A 22,851-nucleotide genomic window follows, 5' to 3' on the forward strand; every position below is an offset into this window, starting at 1 on the left:
TCCATTGAGGTGTATATGTCACAGGTTAAAAAAACAAATTCATTCTGGCTGGGCCTCAATCAACGCAAGTTTTTCGATGATTGGGTGATGCTGCTCGCTGCCTTGGGCATCTTCGTGCTCTGCGCGTTGTTGATCGATAACTTCATGTCCTCCCTGAACATGCGCGGCCTGGGCCTGGCGATTTCCACCACGGGGATTGCCGCGTGCACCATGTTGTTCTGCCTGGCCTCGGGGCACTTCGACCTGTCGGTCGGCTCCGTGATCGCCTGTGCGGGGGTAGTAGCCGGTATTGTCATTCGCGATACCGACAGCGTGTTTTTCGGTGTGTCGGCGGCGCTGGCCATGGGGCTTTGCGTCGGCCTGATCAACGGTATCGTGATCGCCAAGTTACGGGTCAACGCTCTGATTACCACCCTGGCGACCATGCAGATCGTGCGCGGGCTGGCTTACATCTTCTCCAACGGCAAGGCCGTCGGCGTGATGAACGAAGGCTTCTTCGTCTTCGGCAACGGGCAGGCGTTCGGCGTGCCGGTGCCGATCCTTATCACCGTGCTGTGCTTCATGTTCTTCGGCTGGCTGCTCAACTACACCACCTACGGACGCAACACCATGGCCCTCGGCGGCAACCAGGAAGCCGCTGTGCTGGCCGGCGTGAACGTCGATCGGACCAAGATCATCATTTTTGCCGTGCATGGGGTGATCGGCGCGCTGGCCGGGGTGATCCTGGCATCGCGCATGACTTCAGGCCAGCCAATGATTGGCCAAGGTTTCGAGCTGACGGTGATTTCCGCCTGTGTGCTGGGCGGGGTATCCCTGAGCGGCGGGATCGGGCTGATCCGTCATGTGATTGCCGGAGTCCTGATTCTGGCGATCATCGAGAACGCGATGAACCTGAAGAACATCGACACCTTTTACCAGTATGTCATTCGCGGCTCGATTCTCCTGGTGGCGGTGATCATCGACCGCCTCAAACAACGCTGAGGGGGCTGCGGATGAACAGTGCGCCAGTGCGGGAACTGGTCTGTCGACAAAGTATCTTCGGTCATCTGAATGACGGTACGCCGGTGCACAAGTACTTGCTGGGCAATCGTCATGGCCTGCATGCCAGTGTGCTGACCTACGGCGGCATTCTTCAGGCGCTTCTGGTTGCGGATAGAAACGGGCACTTCGAGGATGTGGTGCTCGGGTTCGACGATATCGAGGGCTACCAGCGGCATCACGGGTTGTATCTGGGAGCGCTTATCGGGCGTTATGCCAATCGTCTGGCGGGAGGGAGGTTTGAGTTGTCGGGACGGCTTTATCAGGTACCGCTAAATGACGGCGTCAATGCCTTGCATGGCGGTGCCGAAGGTTTCGACAAGAAGGTCTGGGAGGCGCAACCCCTTCAGGGCAGCGATTGGGTCGGCGTGAGGCTCAGCTACCTGTCCGTCGATGGCGAGATGGGCTTTCCCGGCAACCTGCGGACTCAGGTGACCTACAGCCTCGACGATGACAACCAGTTGCGCATCGAGTATCAGGCGGTCAGCGATACACCGACGGTGCTCAACCTGACTCAGCATGCTTACTTCAATCTGGCCGGCGCGGGTAACGGCGACATCCTCTCGCAGGTGGCGACGCTGTACGCCAGCCGCTACCTGCCGGTGACGGAGCAACTGATACCCAGCGGTGAGTTGGCGCCTGTGAACGGTACGCCGATGGATTTTCGTCGGGCCACGCCGATCGGCCAGCACATCGGTGATGACCATCGGCAATTGCGTATCGGCGGTGCAACGCAGCAGGGCTTCAATCATCACTGGGTACTGGATGCTCAGGGTGATCTGAGGAAATTGGCCGCCGATATCTATGATCCTCAGAGTGGTCGAAGAGTGCAGTTGTATACTACCGAGCCTGGGGTGCAGTTCTATACCAGCAATACTTTCGACGGCAGTGCTCACGGTAAGGCGGGCAAACCTTATTCGCGTTGGGCTGGTTTTACCCTGGAGGCCCAGAACTGTCCCAATGGAATCAATCAGCCCGATTTTTCTCGCGCACGGCTCGAGCCGGATGAAGTCTACCGCCAGACCACGTTAATGAGATTCTCGGCGGTGTGAGCTGCTCGCCTGAAAGTGTCATGTTGAAGATTTAAATGAGTGGCTGCAGTGGCTTTCGTTTTCGTAGACCCTTAAAGGAAACAAAAGAATTGTAAGCACTATTTATGCGCGCCAATCCTCTACGAGGTCGCAGCTAATAGAATCGTTTGGTCCTAGGTGGGTTCTGGCGATCATAGTCCGTCTTGGAACGGTAGCGGAAATTTCCTCTCGGCGCGCTGATGAATCCACTTAATAAAAATCGTCAGCGGTCAACTTACTCCAAGCAAAGGGGCTATTACCTACCTAATTAAAGGCGATTGTTTAAGTGCGCCTGCGAAGCTACGTACGGCGTAAAACAACGGCCACAAGGGTAAAAAGTTACAGTCGACTGGGTATGGTTCTGTGCTGTGAGCGAGGTGCGTAGATAAAATCTTAGCGCCTGATGGTCACCTTGCACGGTTTAACTTGCCTGTTTTTGAAAGTTTATGCTTTGGCCATACCTTGCCTTTAATTTAGTCGGGACTATTAAGAGTTCGTGTAACTGCGCGCGTTTTAGGCTTCGCGTGCAGATGTAACTTGGTTTTCGATTTATCTACCTTATTTAACAACGACAAAAAACGAAGGGGTTATGAATGAAAATTAAAGCTTTAAGTGCGATTCTGGGGGCATCCTTAACTGTTGGGTTTTATCCTTATGATGCTTACTCGGCGGTTTTTAGTGGTTATTATAGAGCCGGAGTGGGTAACTCGACTAAAGGCGGGGGGCAGTCGTGTTTTAAATTGCCTGGTGCGCAATCCAAATACCGCTTAGGTAACGAATGTGAGCAATATTTAGAACTGGACTTGCGGCAGGACCTTCTTTCGCTAGATGATGGGTCAGTGGTAAGCGTAGAGGGAATGACGCAATTTTATAACGAGTATGGCCATGAACTGAAGTTTGATGGTGATTATGGGTTTACGCGGATGAACCAACTCTATGCAGAGTGGAGCAAGATGCCGGCTTTGAACGGCGGGTCTTTTTGGGCTGGGCGTCGTTTCTATAATCGAAATGATATCCATATCTCCGACTTCTACTACTGGAATGAAAGCGCGACCGGATTCGGCTTCGATCAAGTCGCCCTTGGAGATCTGAAATACAGCTACGTATTCTCGCGTAAAGACAATGTTTTTCAAAAGGACTTTGTTACCCGTCATGATGTGACGGTCAGCGGGTTCAAGACCAACCCCGGGGGTGAAGTTCAGCTTGGCCTTAACTATCTCGAAAAGCCTAGTCGCGAAGATACTCATCAGGGCTGGTCGTTGACGGCCCAGCACAAACAAATCGCATTCCTGGGGGGTGTGAACAAATTCGCCGTTCAGTACGGTCGAGGTCCAGGCACTGCACTGGGCTATACAGGCGACTCAACCTTAGATGAGAGCAATAAGAGCTGGAGGATTGTCGAGTTTTTCGATTGGCAAGTAACTCACTCGTTCAGCGGACAATTTGAAATTGTTTATCAAAAGGACACTCGCACGGCGGGTAACGACCTGAACTGGTTATCCATAGGGATTCGGCCCATATACGCGTTTACCGAACAATTCAAGCTAATCACGGAGGTAGGGCGCGATCAAGTCGATGCTGCCGATGGTACTCGCAAGCTATCCAAATACACGATCGCACCAACTTGGTCACCGAAGGGTACAGGTTTCTGGGATAGACCGGAAATTCGGCTGTATTATACGTATGCGAGTTGGAATGAGGCGGCACAGCGTGCTGCCAGCTCCGAATCGCCGGGATCGGCTCTTTCTGACACTGGTGCCTTCGGCAAAGCGCTTAACGGCTCCAACGTAGGAGTTCAGGTCGAGTATTGGTGGAAGTAATGCTGTACGAATACGCTATTTTTGCAGGCTGACGCTAGTTTTTCCGGCAATGCTTGCACGAGGCCCGTCCAACGGATAACTTACGTTGGGCGGGCATCATGCATTAGTCACAGTCAGCCTTATGGTTGTTTAACGACTGGCTGCAAGTATAATTTGGTAGCGTAATTTGAAGTTTTTTTCACTCAAAGTTATTATATATGTATTCTTGATAAGCCCTTCGAAAATATTTAGGGGTGTGAATTTTTACTGCGGGATAAGCGAAAAGCCCCTAAGCTATCAGTGGATAGGTAAATAGTGATCTGAGCGGTCCTTTCGTTCTCTAGTCGTGACCTTGATCGGTTTGTGAACGTGAGCATGGTCTCTTAGCGTCGATATAGAAAACCCAATTTCACATTTTTACACACTTTGGGCCGGAAGTGGCCTGTCGCTGATGCTAGATACAGGTTCATCTTGAACTAACAAGCCTACCTCCTTTATCGGTCCCCAGAAGCGCTCATCGAGAGTCTAAGATTTCGGGGGCGATTCAGTTTGCATAAAATAACTTCAGCCATGATGACTTCCGCGCAATAGGGGCAACTCTTTTTTCCAGCCTCCACAGATGAAACTCCTTTTTCAAAACATGATTCTATCATTGGGGCTGAGGGGCGAGGGACTGCCTGCCATGTCCGGCTGAAAGCGACCCAAAGCGGACGGTGGCGACAGGCAGAAATCGGCCAGCAGTGACACACGGCGCTGTCTGCATTGGCAATTTCTTTTGACTGAACTAGTGTTTATAGGCTCGCTTTGTCAGTTGCTATCTGACCGGCTCACCACCGAGTAGCTGGCAAGGCGGGCTCTCGAACTCTAATAGTTTACAATTTCGACACGCCGCTATGGCCGATTGCGGCCCTTGGCTAGGGGCAGAAAACGACCCAAAGAGGACATTTTCCAATTCCGGAGAGGTTCCTTGATATCAGCATCAAGCAGAAACTCAGGCACAAGATCCACCTTTTCAGCGGCCAATGCCTATCCAATGGCCATGAATTAAGACGGCGGCCGAGTGCCGCGATCACTTTTCCTCCCTAGGTACTGATAGCATTCCGTCTCATGCACATGAGGAGGCGGGATGCCAACAAAGCATTCATTAGCAGAAATAATTGAACGCTTGCACGCTAACCAACGAGGCTTTGAGGAGGCTCTGCAAGGGGTACTGACCATCGTTAAAAAATTTGGTGGCCTAGAAGCTGTCGAGCGCATTCGGGACACGTTAAAGGCTGTTCAGGACATCATTTCAGAAATTGATGATGCTTATAAACAGGCAATCGTGACCAGGCCGGCGTCAGCGGAAGCTGTCGGAACAGGCCCAAGCACTATTGGCAGTCGGTTACGTGAGGAGCGGGTCAAGCTGAAGATGACCCAACAACATTTTGGAGCCGTTGGCGGCGTGAATCTCGATGCTCAGTATAAATATGAGCGAGGAGTGCGAATCCCAAAAGCTGATTATTTGGCTAACATACATTCCTTGGGCGCTGACATTTATTACATTACTACGGGCAGTCGTTTAGCAGGTTAAATGGATTCTCAGGCCAGGCAGCGCAGCATTCTATGAGCGTCCACTTTTGGCCGTTATCTGCCGATCATGGTTACAAAGCGTGGTTGGTTAAATCCAATGCAAAAGACTGGTCAGAACAAATGCAAACTGGTGTTCAAGTGGAGTGCAATTTCGCAATGTGCTGGTCTACGGTGTTTAGCTTCTGCTCTAGCGCTGTAACAATCAGTTGTTGGCGACGATGTTGCTCAGCGGCATTAGCGAGATTTTTCGCAGCTTTTTGTGCGTCGCTGCTGGCTGCTCGATCGTTTCGGGGTTCTGTGGTGCCGCTTCATATTAAACCAGAGCGGCTTAGAGACTTTCCATTTCGCTGATCCGCTGATCCGCTGATCCGCTGATCCGCTGATCCGCTGATCCGCTGGTCGTGGCGGTCTTTCATTTCTTGGATTTAGTTCATTTGTCTTGTCTCTGTGTGATTCGATAGTGGGGTGGTTGAGCGGCTGGCGAGGCCGGAGATCAGCCGGCGCTACCTCGAATTCTTAGGCGGCGTTAGGCCGCCTGAGCCTCGCCCTCATCTGTTCCCGGAATCGTCTTCACCACATAGCAACGCTGGGTGCCCATGCCAGGTAGGCGGACGGAGCAGGAGGCTTTGCCGTTGGGACCCGGCTCCAGCACGCCACGGCGAATCAGCTCCTTGTTCACGGCATTGATGTTCATGCCTTTGAACACTTCGGATCGCCAAGACTCGGGTAACACGTAGTAGGTGTTAGTGGTGTGCAAGGCGTCACCCAAGCCGTGCTCCAGCGTTTTACGAAAGCCCAAGCGGTCGATGGTGCGGGGGCCGTGTTCATCGATCTTCGCGGCGGCCGACTCCCAGCGAGTGAAGCGGCTTTCACCGAAACGCTCGATGACCTGGCGTAGCCGTGCCAGGATCGCGTCACCTTCAAAGTTTCCGGCTCCGCCACGCTCATTAATCCAGGCACTGAGGCACACCCGAGCGGCGGTGGTGGCGGTGCCGTCTGGCCAACCGGTAATTCCCATCGCGGTGGCCAGTTCGCCGGCGGCGGCGGCCAGTCCAAAGCGCGCGGCTGCTCGGTGTGCTTGACCGCTCGCCGAGGCGGGCAGCGCCTTGGCGATAAAACCCTCCAAGGTGTGGCGCAGGATCACTGACCAACCATGCCGCTTACCCGGTTCACAGAGGGCCGACAGGAAGGCGGTGAGTGGAGTGCCGTAGTACATGGTCACCCGCGCCTTGAGCGCATCGGAGAGGGCGGCCGCATCATCAAAGCCATTCAGTACATCGAACATGCCGAGGCCTTTGCCGGCGTCGGCTGGCACGGCGAGCATGCGCACCTCCATGCCGGCTTTGAGCTCCTTGTTGGCTTCGGCCATGTGCTGCGCCAAGGTCTTCTCGCCGGTAGAGAGAAACAGCAAGCGCCACTCCTGAACCTGTCGGCCAGCTTGTCCTCGATCATTGGCGCGAGCCTTGCCAGTACCGTTACCGAGCATGTACACGGTTTCGCCGATGATGCGCGGGTCGCACATGCCGATTTCATCCAGCACCAGGAGCCCGTCCGAATGCGCGGCGGCGATGGATTCCAAAGCGTTATCCGTCGAACGCCAGGAACGCACCAGACGTGGCCCGCCGTAGATCGAGGCGGCCACTTGCAGGTGGGTGGTCTTGCCGCCCGAACTGTCGCCGTAGAGGTGAAAGCCGCCGGACTCATGGCCGAGCAGATGCAACAGCGGACCGGCAAAGGCCACGCTGGCCACAAACGCCAAGCGGTGATTACCGATGCACAACGCGCCGATCTGTTCTTGCCATTGCTCTAATGTGCCGGCCTCGTTGATGGGCGGAAGCTGTGCGCCGGCTTCATAGAAGTGCAGGTGCTCGGTGTGCGAGCCGACCTGCTGTTCAGGCAGCAGGAAGGCGCTGTCGTGCCAGCCCAAACGGGTGACAAGCCGTGCGCGTTGGGCGCTGTCGAAAGCGCCGAAATAACTCTGCAAATCGTTGCGGGCATTACGACCTGAGCGACTACCAGCTAGGCGTAGACCCATGTCCACCAATGGTCCGAGCACGTCCTTGCCGAAGTCGCCGGTCATGGTCCGCGCAGGGATGTTCCAGCGCTTTTTTGCACCGTCGGGATCGTCGAACTCGACCAACAAACCCCAGTTATGCCCCTGTGCATCACGGGTGCGAGCCAGGATTTCCAATGGCGAGCAGACCGGGCGCGCCTCGCCATCGTCACCGGAATAAAACACGCCTTCTGGTGTCAGGCGAAAGCCGCCGGGCAACTGATCGTTTTTAGGCTTTGGGGGGCGCTTGGTCGTTGGTTTGGCGTTGGGTTCGGGTGGTGCGGTCGGTGCTTTCTCCGGCTCAGCACCAAACAATTCGCCACTGCGTTCCAGTTCGGCAAAGTGTGCCGCCGTCCAACCTTTGCTTTGGGCATCGGCCGCGTCGTCGCCGTCATCCCATTGACCCCCCTTGGCGAAGGTCGGTTGGTCATTCTTGAGGGTGGGCTTGCGTTTGAAGACGTCCAGGGCGATCACGCGCACCGACGTGGCGCCGATCTGTTGTAGTTGTTTAGCGACGGCCTCCATGCAGCTTTTGCCACTGGCATCGTTGTCTGGCCACAACACCACGGACCGATCTTTGAGCGGTGTTAGGTCCGCTTTATGCCAGGCGTTCGAGCCGTTCGGCCAGCATGTGGCCACGTAGTTGGGCAGCAGCTCCACCGCGGCGTCGGTAGCCTTTTCGCCCTCGCACAGAATGACCGGAGCTTCTGCTCGTTGCGCCAGTTCATCCAGGCGCAGCAGAGGACGCGGCTCAGGCAGACCCTGCCAGCGCCATTGCTGCGTTTGGCCGTCGATACGCTGGCACCAGGTCAATGGGGCAAACACCTTGTGTGGTTTTCCGTCCTCATCCGGACCCAAGTCGAAGCGATAGAGCGCCATGGCTGGTTGACCTTGAGCATCGCGATACATCCAGACTTTGGACGGCATACCGTGTTGCCGATGTTTAGTCGGGCACCTGTTCATAGCCTCAGCTGGAATCGGCTGAATGGCGAGCCATTCCGGTGTTTTACTTTTGCTGAGTTCCGGCTTCGCTTGCACGGCCCCAGCGGAAACGCTCAGCAGGTCCGTCAGCTTGTTGCAGGCTTCGACGTCGGTGCCGCCATCCAGATAGCGCACCAGATCGATCAGATCGCCGCCTTTGTCGCCGGTGGCAAAATCCGCCCAGGTGCCTTTGCTCAAGTTGATCTTGAGGGAGCCGGCGCGCTTGTCGGCGCGGGTTGGATTGGGAGCGGTGTATTCCTTGCCGCCATCGACGCGTTTGCCGTTGGGCAGCCAGTGAGCAAGTACACGATCAATGTTCTGTAACGCAGCGGCTTTGACTTGGGCGAAGGTAGGGCGACGGGCATGGGATGTAGGTGCATTCATACGCCACCGCCTTGGGCCAATTGCAACCCGTTGGTGACGTCATCGATGATCGCCTTCGCCATCTCGCTCAAATAGTGCGAAGCCCACACCATTGCGCCGTTGTCATTCTCCATGCCGCTCAGACAGGTGAGCTTGTTCACGCAGTCCATGAGTAGAGAAGCTTGTTCGAGCGCTTCTTCGCAGGAAATGCCGGCATTGATACGGAACAGTGGCTGATTCTGAGCGTTGCATTTGGCAAAGGTGGCGCCGCCAACGGTACTGATAAAAATGGAAGGACTCATTGGGCGCCTCCATTCATGGCTTGCCGGGTGGAGGTGTCGGCGTGCAAGGCGAGGGTGCGGATTAGTCCCAAGGTCCCTCGAACGTCCCACAGTGCGGCGGCGATGACGTGGTTGGCCAGATGTGGGCCATCGCACTCGAACTGATCTTCAAGAAGCAGGAGTACAGAGCTGGCTCGATCCACTGCACAGGTGATGGCATCAATCGGAATGCCAGCCTCGGTATCTGTACTGACACACAGCAAATCCTCGGGCAGTGCGAAATTCAGAGCACTGATCATTGAGCACCGCCTGCGTTTTCGAGCTCGCGAGCTTTGACCATGTGAGCGTTGTAACGGGTGAGGCGTGTAGCGAGGCTGGAGTTGGCGTGTAAAGCGGCGAGAGCCATTGCACGGTGTGCAGTGGCGCGAAATTTGGACGGATTGAGAGTGTGCATAGGTGGAGCTCCTTCTTAAGTAGGAACTGCCACGATTCGTCGCCAAACGAATTGGGGTGGCAGCTGTGCGCAGGTTGGCGAACCGGGTAAGAAGGAACCCGGCAGACCCGAAGGTCTCCCACGCACAGCCGCCATGAAGCAGGAATGCGGGCACAAAAAAAGCGCCTGCAATCGAGATGGGGGCGCCTGTGCGCCTTCTTAAACTCGGGTCGCCAAACCCGGTCGCTGATTTTGCAGCGACGTGTCGAGCATACCGTCTCGATTTGCGAAGGGCAACAGGCGTCCCTTGCGCGATTGCGCAATGCGTCATAAATTGAATGGGCATACGAATCTACCTCTAACGCCTCTGGTTGCACCCGGAGGCGTTTTCGTTAGTGCTGAGTGGTGGCAGGCCGAGTTAGCGACAGCCAGCTCAGGTATCGGCCTTTGCGGGATTCGGAACGCATGTGGTCCAAAGTGGCCGGGTTTGCCAGCAGGTTGGGGATGAGCTGTTGTGCGTCCTCAATCACCACTCCAAGCGGCACTTCGACAGCCAGTAACACCCAATCCAGCGACGGCCAGACCAAGAGCAGAACATGGGCACCCTCGGCCATAGCCCGATCTCGCAAAGCGAGCAGACGATCTCGGCCCACTGCGACGGTAGGCAGGGAGTCTTCAAGAATAGCGATAGCGTCGAGGGTGGTGTGCGGTAGGAAGATGGGAGTCATGCCGCCACCTTGTCGCGAGCGGCAATGCGTGCTCGAGTCCACTCCAAAACCTCAGACAAAACCCAGGCGACTGGAGCACCACGGGCGGTGCTGTCGGTGAGTTTTACGGCTTGTGGAAAGCCGCTTTCGGGCTGGCCCATAAGCTTGTAAACAGTGGCGCGGGCAATGCCTGTTATGGACGTTACATGGTTTATGCGGATGAGTGTTGTAGCAGGATCGAAGCGCCCAAGCTCAATCTCATTGGCTTTCATCGCTGAAGGAGTTGTCATAGCTGTTTCCCTGTATTGATATGAACAGGGGTAACTATTTATGCGGATTTACAGGCAAAAGAAACAGGCAAAATTTTAGGCCCTCAGGTTTATCCCCAATAGGACTGAATACGACCACAATGCGACAACAATGCGACAAGGCATCCCGACGAACGGTAGTGCATTGCCTGCGAGGTCGCTGTCTGTCACGTTGGGGGCCTGGAGCCACAACCTTTTGCAAGCCATTCAGCTAGATCATGAAGGTAGACCACTCGTTGGGTTCCTCCGCCCCAATCGCTCTTGACGACGCGCAACGTAATGCGCCCCCGGCCTATTTGCCGAAGTAGCTGAGGCATGCCCAAGTGTCCAAGATACTGGCGCCGAACCACTTCAAGGGGAATGCAGATGCTTCCGTATTGACGCTGTAGCACATCAAGAAACCAATCGGCAGTCTCTACAGTCACATCGACCCCCTCGCCCCGAGGCATTGACTTCGAACCCGCGCCGTATATAGCTTTGAGGTATTCACGGCAGAACGGCCGACAGCAGGGGAAAGGCGTTTTGGCTGTTACACCAACTGACCTTGTTACACGCGGTGTGCGCCAAGCTCGAACATGGTGTAACGAAGAAAATATTCAATTTTTTCAATGGTTTGATTGCGCCTGTTACACGGGTTACACCTGTTGCACCGTTTTTTGGGGTGTACGGAAACACACAATTAAACAGCCTTGCCGAAATGCCCTTGAACAACGCTCCCTCTTTCAAGATCATCCAGATAATCGGCATACCACTGCATCATGACGATGCGCGGCTTTATATAAATTGCCTTGTTGTACACACCAGCAACTCCATCCTTGACGTGTGATAGCTGCGCTTCGATATGGTTTTCCTCGAAGCCGTGCTCATTCAGGATTGTGCTAGCGATGTGTCGGAAGCCGTGCCCGGTTTGTCGCCCCTCATAACCTAGGCGTCGAAGCGCCATCAGGAATACGGTGTTAGAGCGTGGCTTTGTAGTGTCGCTGCGGCCAGGGAACAAAAGCTGATAGTGACCGGTGAGATTTTGAAGGTCGCGTAACAGTGCTATCGCTTGGTGGGGTAATGGCACGAGATGTTCGCGGCGTCGCTTCATGCGTTCTGACGGTATGGTCCATAGGGCTTTCTTTAAGTCGAACTCTGACCATCGTGCTTCGCGCAATTCAGAGGGGCGACACGCAAGCATTGAAAGAAGATGAAGACCTATACGGATGTCGGTTGCGCTCGGATACGCTCGGATTGCCCTGAGAAGCGGTGGCAACTCTTCTTGGGATACATGAGCGTAATTTTCTACAGGTTTGGTCTGCAAAAACTTGTGCAGACCTTCCAGTGGATTGTGCGTTGCTCTTCCAGTGACCCGTGCAAGGTCGTAAATCTCTCGACACATGCCTCGAACACGGCTGGTCTGTTCGATGATTCCTTTGCGCTCCATCGAGCGCAGAAACTCCATCCATTCCATGGGAAGAATTTCTTGATAGATACGGTTACCGAAGACGGGGAAAACGTGTAGCTCCAGCGCACCGATGGTCCTTACCGCTGTGCCATCGGTCCAGTTTTTTCGTTTAGAGGCATACCACTCACGAGCTAGTCGTTCGAAGGTATTGCCAGCAGCTTCCAGTTCTGCCGCTTTTCTGACTCGCTTGGTTGCTAATGGATTTCTTCCTTGTGCGGAGTCAGCTCGAAGCTCTGCAGCTTTTTGCCGTGCGAGGGATCCACCCACTTCCGGATAGCTTCCAAGACCTAGCCATGACCATTTCCCATCGGGCTTTTTGTACCGAAGCTGCCAAGACTTGTTTCCGTCTGGACGGACCCGCAGGTAAAGGCTGTTGCCATCATGCTCGCGATACTCTTTGGTATCTGGCTCTAGTGTCGCCAGGACGGTATCGGCCAAGGGGCGACGCTTGATTTCACTACGCTTCATTTCCTTGTACCCCTCAGTTTCAATTTTCCCCCGTGGTACAAGGGAGGATACATGGAGCCTTGAGATAGGGGTAGACAGAGGTGGATAGCCAGAAACAAGAAAGCCCGCACGGGGCGGGCTTCTTGGGGTGTTTCGTAGGCTGTCTGAGACAGGTCTAGACTGCTATTTGGTGGAGCCGGGGGGATTTGAACCCCCGTCCGCCAGTACTCCGCTGTCGGTACTACATGCGTAGCCGTGTCTATTAAGTTAACCCTCAGCGACCCGACGGGCAGGGTGCTTTGGGCGAGTTGTGTAAGTTTTAGCCGCTTCGTCCACAACGTACTGCACGGCGATTCTGTTCTATATGACAATCACTTTGGGTTTACAGACATCCCCTGATGATTGCTGGACCCGAAGGTACCAGAAGGGAAGGGCTAAGGCTGCTTACGCAGCGAGAGCGTATTCCCCGTAGGTTTCGTCATTGGCAACTATAAGAAGTTGCAACAGTGGATTTACGAGTTCTGTTACCAACTCGGCATGCACCTAAAGTTTCGCAACCGGCGTCGAATCCTAAACGGCCCCGAGCTTGTTGCTCTGTGAATCAAGTGAGCAACAAGCCTGCACAGTGTACGCCAACGCGAGCCGGAAGGCCAACCCGAAGGTTGACCGCCACGGATCATGGGGTGGGTTCGTGGCTCTGTTTGTCTGCGAGGGCCAATGCCTGGGTGGCCTCGGTGACGCATTTAGTGTCGTCTCCGGAGGCTTGTGAGGCTTCGGCGCTGGACATCAATCGCTTGATCTCCATGGCGGTGTTTCCGGCGGTCGCCGGCAGGCCATTCACTTTGCCTTTGAGCTCTTGCAGCTTGCTCGTGCAAAGGTTGTTGTCCGCGGCAAATACAGGAGAGGCCAACATGGCGGCAGAAATGAACAGACCTGCGAGTGCGGTACGTTTCATGGATGTCTCCTTGAACGGATGGGGCATGTTTCAAAGACCCCGATTCAACGCAAGAATTCGTTTTTTCAGGAAACTGCCGCTCTGCGCACGGTTACACATTTCCAGATCCCGGATGCAACAAAACCCGCAACTGGCGGGTTTTGGTTTGCTTCGTATTGGAAACAGCCGGGCTTGGAAATCCCGGCTGCCGCGCCAACAGGGCTTGGGCTGAGTTACTTCCCGCCTTTTTTCGAGTCAGTGACGGCCTTGATGATGTCGTTGGTCTCGGCGACGCAATCATCAATGCCTTCCTTGGTGCCTTTTGCCTGGTCGGCTTTGGCTTGCTCGACGGAGGCCTTTACCTGGTCAGTCATTTCCGGAGGAATCTGTGCCTTGCCGTTTTCGATGGTTTTCAGGTTGACCGCGCAAAGGTCCTCTGCAGCATACGAGGTGGAAGCCATGATGGAAGCAGCAACGAACAAACCTAACAGCACAGAACGATTCATGTGTTTCTCCTTGAACTGAAGGACCAGGCATTGCTGGCCATCAAATCGGTCTACCGAGTTTTGGGAAGGTCCCGCATTGGCGGGACTTGATCAGTGGACTGCGGCGGCACGTCAGGGTTCTGTTTTTTACTGTAGAGCTGTCGATTCCGAAAGTAGCGTCAAGGAAGGCACAACTATGCACCTTCCTGTAGATCCTGCTATCAGGGCACCCTAGCCTGGGTAACGCGGTCCACCAGATAGACTAGTCCGTGGTAGTCAATGCCGCCATGTTGCGTCAGACCGATCTCACAGGTGCGGCTGGTGGAGATGCCTTCGCTGCATTGTTGCACCGCGTCCTTGAGCGTGCGCAGCGAATGGGCATTCAATTGCGGCGTGGTGAAGCCCTTGTCGCCGGCGAAGCCGCAGCAGTGAATGCCTTCAGGAATGACCACGTTTTTGCTGCATTTTCGCGCCAGATCGATCAGCGCCTGACTTTCGCCCAGGTGCTGCGTGCTGCAAGTGACGTGCACCGCAATCGGCGCTTCCTGCGGTGTGAAGTCGAGGCGATCCATCAAGTGCGTACGAATGAAGCGCACCGGGTCGTACAGGTCCAGACGGCTTTCACCCAGGTCCTGAGTCAGACGCAAGGTGCATGGGCTGGTGTCGCAGTAGACCGGATCGAGTCCGCCGCGGCTGGCTTGCAGCAAGGCGCCAATCAATTCCTGGCGTTTGTGTTCGGCTTGTTCGGCGTAGCCTTTGGAGGCGAATGGCTGGCCGCAACAGAGGTTGTCCAGATTGTCCGGGAAGACTACTTGGTAACCGGCCTTTTCCAGCAGGCTTCGGGTCTTGTCGTAGAGCGACATTTGTTCCTTGTCGCCTGCTGCCGGCCCCATGGCCCGCGACACGCACGCGGCCAGGTACACCACCCGCGGGCGCTCATCGTTGATCGCCGGGCTGAAGCGAATCGGCCTTTCAGGTTGGGGCATGGCGTTGGTCCACTGCGGGACCTGACCCTTGGACAGCTTCGTCAGCGTCGCCGAGAGTTTTGCCAGGCGAGGCGCGCCCAACAACATCCGTGCACCGTTGGCGACGTGCAGGGTAAAACGCGCTCCTTGCAGTGCCGTGGCGAAATTTCCTTCAAGCCAGTTGGCGGTTTTCGTATGCGTTGCCTTGCGACCGCGCAGCTTTTTCACCAACTCGCCGGTATTGATGCCTACAGGGCAGCGTTGTGCGCAGAGGCCGGTGGCGGCGCAGGTATCGATGCCCTGATAGTCGTAGGCGATTTCGAGTTCGGAGGTTTCGATGCCTGCGCGTTTCTTCGCCTGAATGTCGCGCCAGATCACGATACGTTGGCGTGGGCTCAAGGTCAGGCCTTTCGACGGGCAGACCGGTTCGCAGAAGCCGCATTCGATGCACTTGTCGACAATCTCGTCGGCGGCCGGCAAGGGCTTGAGGTGCTTGAGGTGGATCTGTGGATCTTCGCTGAGCACCACATCCGGATTGAGGATGCCGTTGGGATCGAGCAGGCGCTTGAGTTGCCACATCAACTGGTAGGCATCGCTGCCCCATTCCAGTTCAACAAAGGGTGCCATGTTGCGCCCGGTGCCGTGTTCGGCTTTCAGCGACCCACCAAACTCCACCGCCACCAGCTGCGCCACGTCGTCCATGAACGCCTGATAGCGTGCGACTTCCTCCGGGTTGTTGAAGCCTTGGGTGAAGACGAAGTGCAGATTGCCTTCCAGGGCGTGTCCGAAAAGGATCGCTTCGTCGTAGTGATGTTTGTCGAACAGCTCGATCAGGCGGTTGACGCCGATGGCCAGTTGTTCGACCGGGAAGGTGACGTCTTCGATGATCACCGTGGTACCGGTCTTGCGAACCGCGCCGACGGCCGGGAAGGTGTCTTTGCGGATGGCCCAGAGACGGGCGTTTTCCTGTGGGTCCTCGGTGAAGTCGACCTGTTTTTCTACCGGGAACGCCTGCAGGGACGTCATGATCTGCACCAGCTGTTCGTGCAGGAGGGTGGACGACGCCGCGCGGGATTCGATCAACAGTGCACAGGCATTATTCGACAAGTGCTGTACGAAAGCGGGCATGCCGGGTTTGTCCTGCACTGAGCGCAGGCTGCGCCGGTCCAGCAGTTCCACGGCCGACACCGGTTGGCTTTTCAATACACTGACCGCGTTGCAGCAGGTCTCGACATCCGGGAACACGATCAGGGCCGAGGCCTTGTTCGGGTGGTCGATCACGGTGTCGTAGGTCACGGCACTGATGAACCCGAGCGTGCCCTCGGAGCCCACCAGCAAATGGCTCAAGATATCCACAGGCTCGTCGAAATCCACCAGGGCATTGAGCGACAGGCCGGTGGTATTTTTCAGACGGTATTTGTGGCGAATTCTCGCAGCCAGTTCGGCGTTGGCGCGGGTCTCGCGCCCCAGGGTTGCCAAGCGCTCCAGCAGGGCGGCGTGGCTTTGGCGAAACGCTGCGACGCTGGCGGCATCTTCAGTGTCCAGACGACTGCCGTCAGCCAGCACCAGACGAATGCCGGCCAGAGTGTGATAGGTGTTTTGCGCCGTGCCGCAGCACATGCCGCTGGCGTTGTTGGCGACGATGCCACCGATCTTGCAGGCGTTGATCGAGGCCGGGTCCGGGCCGATCTTGCGTCCGAACGGTGCCAGCCAGGCGTTGGCCTGGGCACCGATCACGCCCGGTTGCAGGCGAATCTGCGTGCCTTGCCCGCGAATCTCGCGCGCGTTCCAGTTATCTCCAAGCACGATCAAAACCGAATCGCTGATGGCCTGCCCAGAGAGGCTGGTGCCAGCGGCGCGGAACGTCACCGGGACTTGGTCGCGCTGCGCCAGTTGCAGCAGCGCCACCACTTCGTCTTCGGACTCGACGCGGATCACCAGCTGCGGAATCAACCGATAGAAACTGGCATCGGTGCCGAAGGCCAGGGTCGACAGCGGGTCGTCGAATCGTCGCTCCTGTGGAATCAGTTGCTGTGCATCACGCAGGAAAGCGGCCGGTAGAGTCATTGGTCCTCCAGAATCAGCACCACCAGGTCTTTCGGACCATGGGCGCCGTAGGCCAGGACCTGTTCGATGTCGGCGGTCTTCGACGGGCCGGACACCAGCAACGCGTTGGTCGGCATGCCTTGCGCCCATTCGAACTCCTGTTGCACCTGATAGAAGTTGTCGCGGATTTCACTGGCCTTGAGCAGGGCGAAATGCACCGGTGGCGCGAGGCTCATCAAGCGCGGCTCTTCGCGAGTCGGCCAGATAATCAGGCTGCCGGTTGCCGCGATGGCGCCGAGGGTGCCGGTCAGGCTTGCCGGGGTATCGTTGAACAGCTCGGCTTTCCATTCTTCAGCCGGACGATCGTAGGCCTTGAGCACCGGCAGATCGGGATTCTTCGCCCAGTGCTGTGTGATGCGTTGACCGTGGGGTGTTGTCGGTGCGATCAGCAGGCTTGGCAACTGGCGCTCGCGCAGCAATTGCGCGAGTAGCACCGGCCATTCTGTGCCGGACGTCAGATGGATTTCCGTGTGCACCGCTTCCATCAATTTGCGCAACTGCGGGATGCGCTGTTCGGGTGCATAGGTGTAAGGCTGAGTCACCAGATCGACATCGAAGTTGTCGGCCACTGGTGTGGTGCCTGTCAGACTTTTACGCAGCTTGGCGAGGATATTTTGCTTGGCGCTCATCAGCGGTCTCCCTGTTTGGCCAAATGCTCGCGGGCCATGTCATGCAGTGAGCGGGCAGCGGGTTTTGGTGCGCTGTGGTTTTGCGTCCACGGCCCGACATTGCTCGGCGTGAGGGCACGCAAGCGGGTGGCGAAGAAGCCGAACAGGCGATACAGCGTCGGGGAACTGTTGAGCTTCGCCCAGGCGTTCCAGATGAACCGCTCCTTGCGCGAATACTTGCTGCCCTGGCCGCGCATCACTTGATGGGGGCTGTCGGGGGCCTTGACGTTTTCTTCGCGCAGGCGCCGTATCAACGCAGGGATCGGGATTTTCACCGGGCAGACTTCGCCGCAGGCTCCGCACAGCGAAGAGGCGCTCGGATGATCCGGAACTTTCGCCAGGCCGACCATGTGCGGGGTGACGATTTTTCCGATAGGGCCGGGGTAAACCTCCCCATAGGCATGGCCGCCGATTCGGGTGTACACCGGACAATGATTCATACAGGCGCCGCAGCGGATGCAGTTCAGGGTCTGGCGCAATTCGCTGTCGGCAAAGGCCTGGCTGCGACCATTGTCGAGCAATACCAGGTGCACTTCCTGCGGGCCGTCGAGTTCATGTTCCTTGCGCGGGCCCGAGATCATGTTGACGTAGGTGGTGATCGGAATGCCCAGGGCCGAACGGGTCAACAGCGACAAGAGCGGCACCACGTCGCGCAGGTTTTCCACGATTTTTTCGATACCGGTGACGGCGATGTGCACGGGTGGCACCGTGGTGGTCATGCGGCCGTTGCCTTCGTTTTCCACCAGCAGCAGGGTGCCGGTTTCGGCCACGGCGAAGTTGACGCCGGAGACGCCGATGTCCGCTTCGAAGAATTTCTGTCGCAAGACCTTGCGACCGATCTGAATGAGTTGGTCAACGTCCTTGGTGTATTCCACGCCAAGTTTGTCGTGGAACAAGGACGCGACCTGACCGGCATTCTTGTGGATTGCCGGCATGATTATGTGTGAAGGCTTCTCGTGGTCGAGCTGGACGATGTACTCGCCCATGTCCGATTCCAGGCATTCAATGCCCCGATCAGCGAGGAAATGATTCATCTCCATTTCTTCGCTGACCATCGATTTGCCCTTGATCACTTGCCGCCCCTCGTGAGCGCGGATGATCGAGAGGACGATGCCATTGGCTTCGTCCACCGTTTCCGCCCAGTGCACTGTCACACCGTTGCGGGTCAGGTTCTGTTCCAGTTGCTCGAGCAGGTCGGGCAACTTGGAGAGTGCGCGGGCACGGACTGCATTGCCCAGTGCGCGCAAGTGTTCTCTTTCATGGGCATCGCTGAACGCCGCTGCCCTTTTGCTCATCAGTGAATCCATCGCCTTGCGAAAGTTGCCTCGCAATTGCGCGTCACCCAGCGCGTTGTGGGCGCGGGTGCGGAAATCTTCTTCTACGGCAACCGTAGGAATAATCGCAGAAGTGCTCATCGGGCACCTCCGGTACGCTGCCAGAGGAAGCTGGCCAGATGCTGACCGCGCAACGCTTCCTGCTGTTTTTCCAGCGAGCCGTTGATGTTCATCAAGCAGCCGCAGTCGGCACTCAATACCTTGTGTGCGCCGGATTCCTTCAACGCCCGGGTCTTGTCCGCCACCATCGCGCCGGAAATGTCTGGCATACGGACGCTGAATGTCCCGCCAAAGCCACAGCACTCACTTTCGTGATCGTGATCGACCCGCTCCACATTGCTCAACTGCGCCAACAACTCGCGGCCGTGCAGGTGGGTGTTCATTTCGCGGCGTGCCGAACACGAGGTGTGCAGCGCCACTTTCACCGGCTCGCCGCTGTCTTTCAGCTGCACCTTGCAGACAAACAACAGGAACTCGGCCAGCTCAAAGGTTCTCGCCGCCAGGGCCTGAACCTGTTTCAACGTGTCCGGCTCGTCCTTGAACAAGTCGGCGTAATGTTCGCGCAGCATGCCCGCGCAAGAGCCTGAGGGCACCACCACCGGATAGTCACCGGCAAACAGCGCCAGTTGCGAGCGCGCCACGGTCCGTGCCTGCTCGGTGTAACCCGAGGTGTAGGCTGGTTGCCCGCAGCAGCTCTGCCCTTGCGGGTATTCGACACGAATGCCTTCGCGCTCCAGCAGGTGGATCGCATCCATCCCGGCTTCGGGGTAGAACAAATCGACCACGCAGGTCCCGAACAGGTAGACCCGTGACGGTTTCTCGCTGGGGTATTGCCGAGGTTCGGGCAGTGGCGGGGCGACACGGGTCGCATTCGGCACGGCGTTGTAAAAAAGCTCGCTCATCAGGCGTGTCTCCGGGTGGTCCCGGTTATTCGTCTGTCGAGGCTGCTGAATATAGAGCCGGAAGCTTTCAGCAGCCTTACAGACCGGGGTGTGGATTGCGGACGCCGGGGGCGTGGCCCGGCGTCGGTTTTTACCGTTTTGCCTGTAGTCCTTAGTGGACCAGCATGCCGGTGAACCAGTAGGCCTGGGCCAACGTGATCAAGCCGACAATCGTTGCAAAGAATAGGCTGTGCTTGAGGGTGAAGCGGAACAGATCCGATTCCTTGCCCACCAGGCCGGTCGCGGCGCAGGCCACGGCGATCGATTGTGGCGAGATCATCTTGCCGGTTACGCCGCCGCTGGTGTTCGCCGCCACCAGCAAGGTGTCGTTGACGCCGATCTGGTGCGCGGTGGTCGCTTGCAGCGAACTGAACAGCGCGTTGGACGAAGTATCGGAACCGGTGAGGAATACGCCCAGCCAGCCGAGGAACGGCGAGAAGAACGGGAAGGCCGCGCCAGTGCCCGCCAATACCAGGGCCATGGTCGAGGACATGCCCGAGTAGTTGGTCACGAAGGCAAACGCCAGCACCATGCCGATGGACAGGATCGGCCAGCGCAGTTCGTAGAAGGTCTCTTTGAAAGTGGTCAGACCAGTTTTGAAATTGATCTTCAGTACCAGCATCGAGATCAGCGCCGAGAAGAAGATCGCCGTGCCGGTCGCGGAAATCGGGTCCAGTTTGAACACCGCAGGAATGGCGGTCGGATTAGTCACGATCGGCGCGACCTTGATCACCATTTGATCAAGATGCGGGATCGCAAAGTTGAACACGAAGCTGTACATCGAACCGCCGGCTGCAAACATCGCCTTGAACGGTTTCAGGGTCCAGATGGTGACCAGTACGGTAAGAATCAGGAACGGCGACCAGGCCTTGAAAATTTCCCCGAGGCTGTAGGGCGAAGCCACGGTGGTGCGCTTCTGACCGAAACCACCGACGCTGGCGCTCACCACCGAGGCCGAGACGGCACCGACGATGTGTTGGCCGGCGGCGCGTTTTGGCTGCCAGACTTTCAGGAACAGGGTCAGGGAAATCAGGCTGGCCAGGGCCGAGGTGATGTCCGGCAGTTCCGGGCCGATGAAGTTCGAGGTGAAGTACTGGGTCACGGCAAAGCTCAAGCCGGCCACCGGGGCTGCCGGCCAGGTTTCCCGCACGCCGCGCAGGCCATCCATCATGAACACCAGCCAGAACGGCACGAACAGCGACAGCAGCGGCAGTTGGCGGCCGGTCATGGCGCCGATCTTGAACGCGTCGATGCCGGTGACTTGGCCGGCAACGATGATCGGGATGCCCAGGGCGCCGAAGGCTACCGGTGCGGTGTTGGCGATCAGGCACAAACCGGCAGCGTACAACGGGTTGAAGCCAAGGCCTACCAGCAGGGCGGCGGTAATCGCCACGGGTGCACCGAAACCGGCGGCGCCTTCGAGGAAGGCACCGAAGCAGAAGCCGATCAGCAGGACCTGCAGACGCTGGTCATCGGTGATCGACAGGACCGAGCTGCGGATGACTTCAAACTGGCCACTCTTGACCGTCAGTTTGTAGAGAAATACCGCCGCCACAATGATCCAGGCAATCGGCCACAGGCCGTAGGCGAAGCCATACCCGGCGGCGGCGAACGCCATGTCGACCGGCATCTGGAACGCGAAGATCGCCACCAGGATCGACAACGCCAGGGTGATGCTGCCGGCCACATGGCCTTTGAGGCGGAACACGGCCAAGGCCAGGAAGAAAAATACGATCGGGATGACGGCTGCGAGTGCGGACAGGCCGAGGCTGCCGAGCGGGGAATAGAGCTGTTGCCAGGTTTGCATATGGGGTGGCCCCTAATTGTTGTTGGTCAGGCACTGATCAGTGTTCTTGGTTAATTGGTAAGACCAATTTACAATCGCTGTTGGCTAGGGTAAAAGCCTTGTAGGCGGTGTGTCAATTTGCCGCCCTAAAACTTTTGTCGAATGCACAGTGCGCAGGTCGTCTGCCTGGTATGACCCAATGCGCTGTGGCAGGTGCTGGCGCGGCGCCGATAGGCCAGAATAGAGCCCCGGCGAGCCGTCGGATCGTGGAGTAATCGAGTTATGGGGTTTGATCAGATTCGTCAGCGCCGTTTGTCTGACGATATTGTCGAGCAGCTTGAGGGCATGATCCTCGAGGGCACGCTGAAGGCGGGTGAGCGTTTGCCGGCCGAGCGCGCGTTGGCCGAGCAATTTGGCGTGTCGCGTCCTTCGTTGCGCGAAGCCATTCAGAAGCTGACTGCCAAGGGCCTGCTGGTCAGTCGCCAGGGCGGCGGCAATTATGTGGTGGAATCACTGGGTACGACCTTCAGTGATCCCTTGTTGCAGCTGCTGGAAAGCAATCCCGAGGCGCAGCGCGATCTGCTGGAGTTTCGCCATACGCTGGAAGCATCTTGTGCCTATTACGCGGCGCTGCGTGCCACTGATGTGGATCGCGAGCGACTGACCGCGGCGTTCAACGAATTACAGGATTGTTATTCGCGGCACGAAGAGGTGAGTCGTGCCGAAGAGGGAGCCGCGGACGCCAGGTTTCACCTGGCGATCGCCGAGGCCAGCCATAACGCGGTGTTGCTGCACACCATTCGCGGGCTGTTCGACCTGCTCAAGCGCAACGTGGTGACCAACATTGGTGGCATGTACAAGCAGCGCACCGAAACCCGCGACATGCTGATCACGCAGCATCGGGAGTTGTACCAGGCGATTATCGAAGGGCATGCGGAGCAGGCGCGGGAAGTTTCCAGTCGACACATCCTGTATGTGCAGGAGGTGCTGGAAGAAGTGCGTCAGGAAGTGCAGCGCGTGGCCCGGGCGGAGCGGCGCAAGGGGATGTAGTCAGTTGGGTTTGTGGTGATTGGGCGATCGCCATCGCGGGCAAGTCCACTCCCACGGGTACATCGAAACCCTGTAGGAGCCGG

The 22,851-nt window shown here is 57.0% G+C and carries 19 protein-coding genes, 1 other RNA gene and 1 pseudogene; 5 read left to right on the plus strand and 16 right to left on the minus strand.

What is annotated here, in order from left to right; translation table 11 throughout:
• The first annotated feature begins 15 nt into the window (after positions 1-15).
• The 4 genes from araH to AB4O16_RS20165 all read left to right on the plus strand — a co-directional run bounded on the left by araH (position 16) and on the right by AB4O16_RS20165 (position 5,480).
• A complete protein-coding gene (gene araH, locus AB4O16_RS20150) occupies positions 16-981 on the plus strand; it encodes an L-arabinose ABC transporter permease AraH (protein ID WP_460155650.1) in 966 nt (321 codons plus the stop codon).
• A gap of 11 nt (positions 982-992) precedes the next feature.
• Positions 993-2,090, plus strand: a complete 1,098-nt coding sequence (locus AB4O16_RS20155; RefSeq protein WP_460155651.1) for an aldose epimerase family protein — start codon at positions 993-995, stop codon at positions 2,088-2,090.
• Positions 2,091-2,701: 611 nt separating this feature from the next.
• Positions 2,702-3,928, plus strand: a complete 1,227-nt coding sequence (locus AB4O16_RS20160; RefSeq protein ID WP_460155652.1) for a carbohydrate porin — start codon at positions 2,702-2,704, stop codon at positions 3,926-3,928.
• Positions 3,929-5,033: 1,105 nt separating this feature from the next.
• Complete coding sequence (locus tag AB4O16_RS20165; protein ID WP_460155653.1) at positions 5,034-5,480, plus strand: helix-turn-helix domain-containing protein; 447 nt, start codon at positions 5,034-5,036, stop codon at positions 5,478-5,480.
• A gap of 148 nt (positions 5,481-5,628) precedes the next feature.
• Here the strand turns inward: AB4O16_RS20165 and AB4O16_RS20170 are convergent.
• The 16 genes and pseudogenes from AB4O16_RS20170 to AB4O16_RS20245 all read right to left on the minus strand — a co-directional run.
• A pseudogene (locus tag AB4O16_RS20170) lies at positions 5,629-5,784 on the minus strand (chromosome segregation protein SMC); the annotation flags it as partial.
• Between the two features lie 221 nt (positions 5,785-6,005).
• Entirely contained in the window at positions 6,006-8,897 is a 2,892-nt protein-coding gene (locus tag AB4O16_RS20175) for a DUF927 domain-containing protein (protein ID WP_460155654.1), read from the minus strand.
• The gene (locus AB4O16_RS20180; RefSeq protein ID WP_460155655.1) at positions 8,894-9,178 is read right to left on the minus strand and encodes a DUF3077 domain-containing protein; all 285 of its coding nucleotides are present in this window, start codon (positions 9,176-9,178) and stop codon (positions 8,894-8,896) included. Before AB4O16_RS20180 ends, AB4O16_RS20175 begins: the two co-directional genes overlap by 4 nt.
• Entirely contained in the window at positions 9,175-9,456 is a 282-nt protein-coding gene (locus tag AB4O16_RS20185; RefSeq protein WP_460155656.1) for a hypothetical protein, read from the minus strand. The genes AB4O16_RS20180 and AB4O16_RS20185 overlap by 4 nt, the downstream gene beginning before the upstream one ends.
• Positions 9,457-9,982: 526 nt before the next feature.
• Entirely contained in the window at positions 9,983-10,318 is a 336-nt protein-coding gene (locus AB4O16_RS20190) for a hypothetical protein (RefSeq protein WP_460155657.1), read from the minus strand.
• Positions 10,315-10,587, minus strand: a complete 273-nt coding sequence (locus AB4O16_RS20195) for a helix-turn-helix transcriptional regulator (protein WP_460155658.1) — start codon at positions 10,585-10,587, stop codon at positions 10,315-10,317. Before AB4O16_RS20195 ends, AB4O16_RS20190 begins: the two co-directional genes overlap by 4 nt.
• A 185-nt stretch (positions 10,588-10,772) precedes the next feature.
• Positions 10,773-11,054 carry a pyocin activator PrtN family protein gene (locus tag AB4O16_RS20200; protein WP_460155659.1) on the minus strand — a complete coding sequence of 94 codons (282 nt, stop codon included), beginning with the start codon at positions 11,052-11,054 and terminating at the stop codon, positions 10,773-10,775.
• Positions 11,055-11,284: 230 nt separating this feature from the next.
• Positions 11,285-12,520, minus strand: coding sequence for a tyrosine-type recombinase/integrase (locus AB4O16_RS20205; RefSeq protein ID WP_460155660.1), 1,236 nt, complete (start codon positions 12,518-12,520; stop codon positions 11,285-11,287).
• Between the two features lie 167 nt (positions 12,521-12,687).
• Positions 12,688-13,081: a transfer-messenger RNA gene (ssrA, locus tag AB4O16_RS20210) on the minus strand.
• A gap of 94 nt (positions 13,082-13,175) precedes the next feature.
• Entirely contained in the window at positions 13,176-13,454 is a 279-nt protein-coding gene (locus AB4O16_RS20215; protein WP_160389488.1) for a hypothetical protein, read from the minus strand.
• A gap of 212 nt (positions 13,455-13,666) precedes the next feature.
• Positions 13,667-13,939: a hypothetical protein gene (locus AB4O16_RS20220; protein ID WP_160389487.1), complete on the minus strand. Its 273-nt coding sequence runs from the start codon at positions 13,937-13,939 to the stop codon at positions 13,667-13,669.
• A 200-nt stretch (positions 13,940-14,139) separates the two neighbouring features.
• The gene (locus AB4O16_RS20225; protein ID WP_160389486.1) at positions 14,140-16,950 is read right to left on the minus strand and encodes an FAD-binding and (Fe-S)-binding domain-containing protein; all 2,811 of its coding nucleotides are present in this window, start codon (positions 16,948-16,950) and stop codon (positions 14,140-14,142) included.
• On the minus strand, positions 16,947-17,618 hold the full coding sequence (locus AB4O16_RS20230) for a LutC/YkgG family protein (RefSeq protein WP_160389485.1): 672 nt from the start codon (positions 17,616-17,618) through the stop codon (positions 16,947-16,949). The genes AB4O16_RS20225 and AB4O16_RS20230 overlap by 4 nt, the downstream gene beginning before the upstream one ends.
• Positions 17,618-19,072, minus strand: coding sequence for a LutB/LldF family L-lactate oxidation iron-sulfur protein (locus AB4O16_RS20235; RefSeq protein ID WP_460155661.1), 1,455 nt, complete (start codon positions 19,070-19,072; stop codon positions 17,618-17,620). Before AB4O16_RS20235 ends, AB4O16_RS20230 begins: the two co-directional genes overlap by 1 nt.
• Positions 19,069-19,893, minus strand: coding sequence for a (Fe-S)-binding protein (locus tag AB4O16_RS20240; RefSeq protein ID WP_160389483.1), 825 nt, complete (start codon positions 19,891-19,893; stop codon positions 19,069-19,071). The genes AB4O16_RS20235 and AB4O16_RS20240 overlap by 4 nt, the downstream gene beginning before the upstream one ends.
• Positions 19,894-20,044: 151 nt before the next feature.
• Positions 20,045-21,739 carry a lactate permease LctP family transporter gene (locus AB4O16_RS20245; RefSeq protein ID WP_460155662.1) on the minus strand — a complete coding sequence of 565 codons (1,695 nt, stop codon included), beginning with the start codon at positions 21,737-21,739 and terminating at the stop codon, positions 20,045-20,047.
• A gap of 261 nt (positions 21,740-22,000) precedes the next feature.
• Here AB4O16_RS20245 and AB4O16_RS20250 point away from each other — a divergent pair, with 261 nt between their 5' ends.
• Positions 22,001-22,768: a GntR family transcriptional regulator gene (locus AB4O16_RS20250; RefSeq protein ID WP_160389481.1), complete on the plus strand. Its 768-nt coding sequence runs from the start codon at positions 22,001-22,003 to the stop codon at positions 22,766-22,768.
• Positions 22,769-22,851 lie beyond the last annotated feature (83 nt).

The organism is Pseudomonas sp. S2_H10 (genome assembly GCF_054668285.1).

Bases quoted from the DNA above. Each gene is read 5' to 3' on its own strand.
- AB4O16_RS20250 (WP_160389481.1), top strand. From the start codon at position 22,001: ATGGGGTTTGATCAGATTCGTCAGCGCCGTTTGTCTGACGATATTGTC.
- AB4O16_RS20175 (WP_460155654.1), bottom strand. From the start codon at position 8,897: ATGAATGCACCTACATCCCATGCCCGTCGCCCTACCTTCGCCCAAGTC.
- AB4O16_RS20215 (WP_160389488.1), bottom strand. From the start codon at position 13,454: ATGAAACGTACCGCACTCGCAGGTCTGTTCATTTCTGCCGCCATGTTG.
- AB4O16_RS20205 (WP_460155660.1), bottom strand. From the start codon at position 12,520: ATGAAGCGTAGTGAAATCAAGCGTCGCCCCTTGGCCGATACCGTCCTG.
- AB4O16_RS20195 (WP_460155658.1), bottom strand. From the start codon at position 10,587: ATGACAACTCCTTCAGCGATGAAAGCCAATGAGATTGAGCTTGGGCGC.
- AB4O16_RS20200 (WP_460155659.1), bottom strand. From the start codon at position 11,054: ATGCCTCGGGGCGAGGGGGTCGATGTGACTGTAGAGACTGCCGATTGG.
- araH (WP_460155650.1), top strand. From the start codon at position 16: ATGTCACAGGTTAAAAAAACAAATTCATTCTGGCTGGGCCTCAATCAA.
- AB4O16_RS20155 (WP_460155651.1), top strand. From the start codon at position 993: ATGAACAGTGCGCCAGTGCGGGAACTGGTCTGTCGACAAAGTATCTTC.
- AB4O16_RS20180 (WP_460155655.1), bottom strand. From the start codon at position 9,178: ATGAGTCCTTCCATTTTTATCAGTACCGTTGGCGGCGCCACCTTTGCC.
- AB4O16_RS20160 (WP_460155652.1), top strand. From the start codon at position 2,702: ATGAAAATTAAAGCTTTAAGTGCGATTCTGGGGGCATCCTTAACTGTT.
- AB4O16_RS20220 (WP_160389487.1), bottom strand. From the start codon at position 13,939: ATGAATCGTTCTGTGCTGTTAGGTTTGTTCGTTGCTGCTTCCATCATG.
- AB4O16_RS20165 (WP_460155653.1), top strand. From the start codon at position 5,034: ATGCCAACAAAGCATTCATTAGCAGAAATAATTGAACGCTTGCACGCT.
- AB4O16_RS20240 (WP_160389483.1), bottom strand. From the start codon at position 19,893: ATGAGCGAGCTTTTTTACAACGCCGTGCCGAATGCGACCCGTGTCGCC.
- AB4O16_RS20230 (WP_160389485.1), bottom strand. From the start codon at position 17,618: ATGAGCGCCAAGCAAAATATCCTCGCCAAGCTGCGTAAAAGTCTGACA.
- AB4O16_RS20190 (WP_460155657.1), bottom strand. From the start codon at position 10,318: ATGACTCCCATCTTCCTACCGCACACCACCCTCGACGCTATCGCTATT.
- AB4O16_RS20235 (WP_460155661.1), bottom strand. From the start codon at position 19,072: ATGAGCACTTCTGCGATTATTCCTACGGTTGCCGTAGAAGAAGATTTC.
- AB4O16_RS20245 (WP_460155662.1), bottom strand. From the start codon at position 21,739: ATGCAAACCTGGCAACAGCTCTATTCCCCGCTCGGCAGCCTCGGCCTG.
- AB4O16_RS20185 (WP_460155656.1), bottom strand. From the start codon at position 9,456: ATGATCAGTGCTCTGAATTTCGCACTGCCCGAGGATTTGCTGTGTGTC.
- AB4O16_RS20225 (WP_160389486.1), bottom strand. From the start codon at position 16,950: ATGACTCTACCGGCCGCTTTCCTGCGTGATGCACAGCAACTGATTCCA.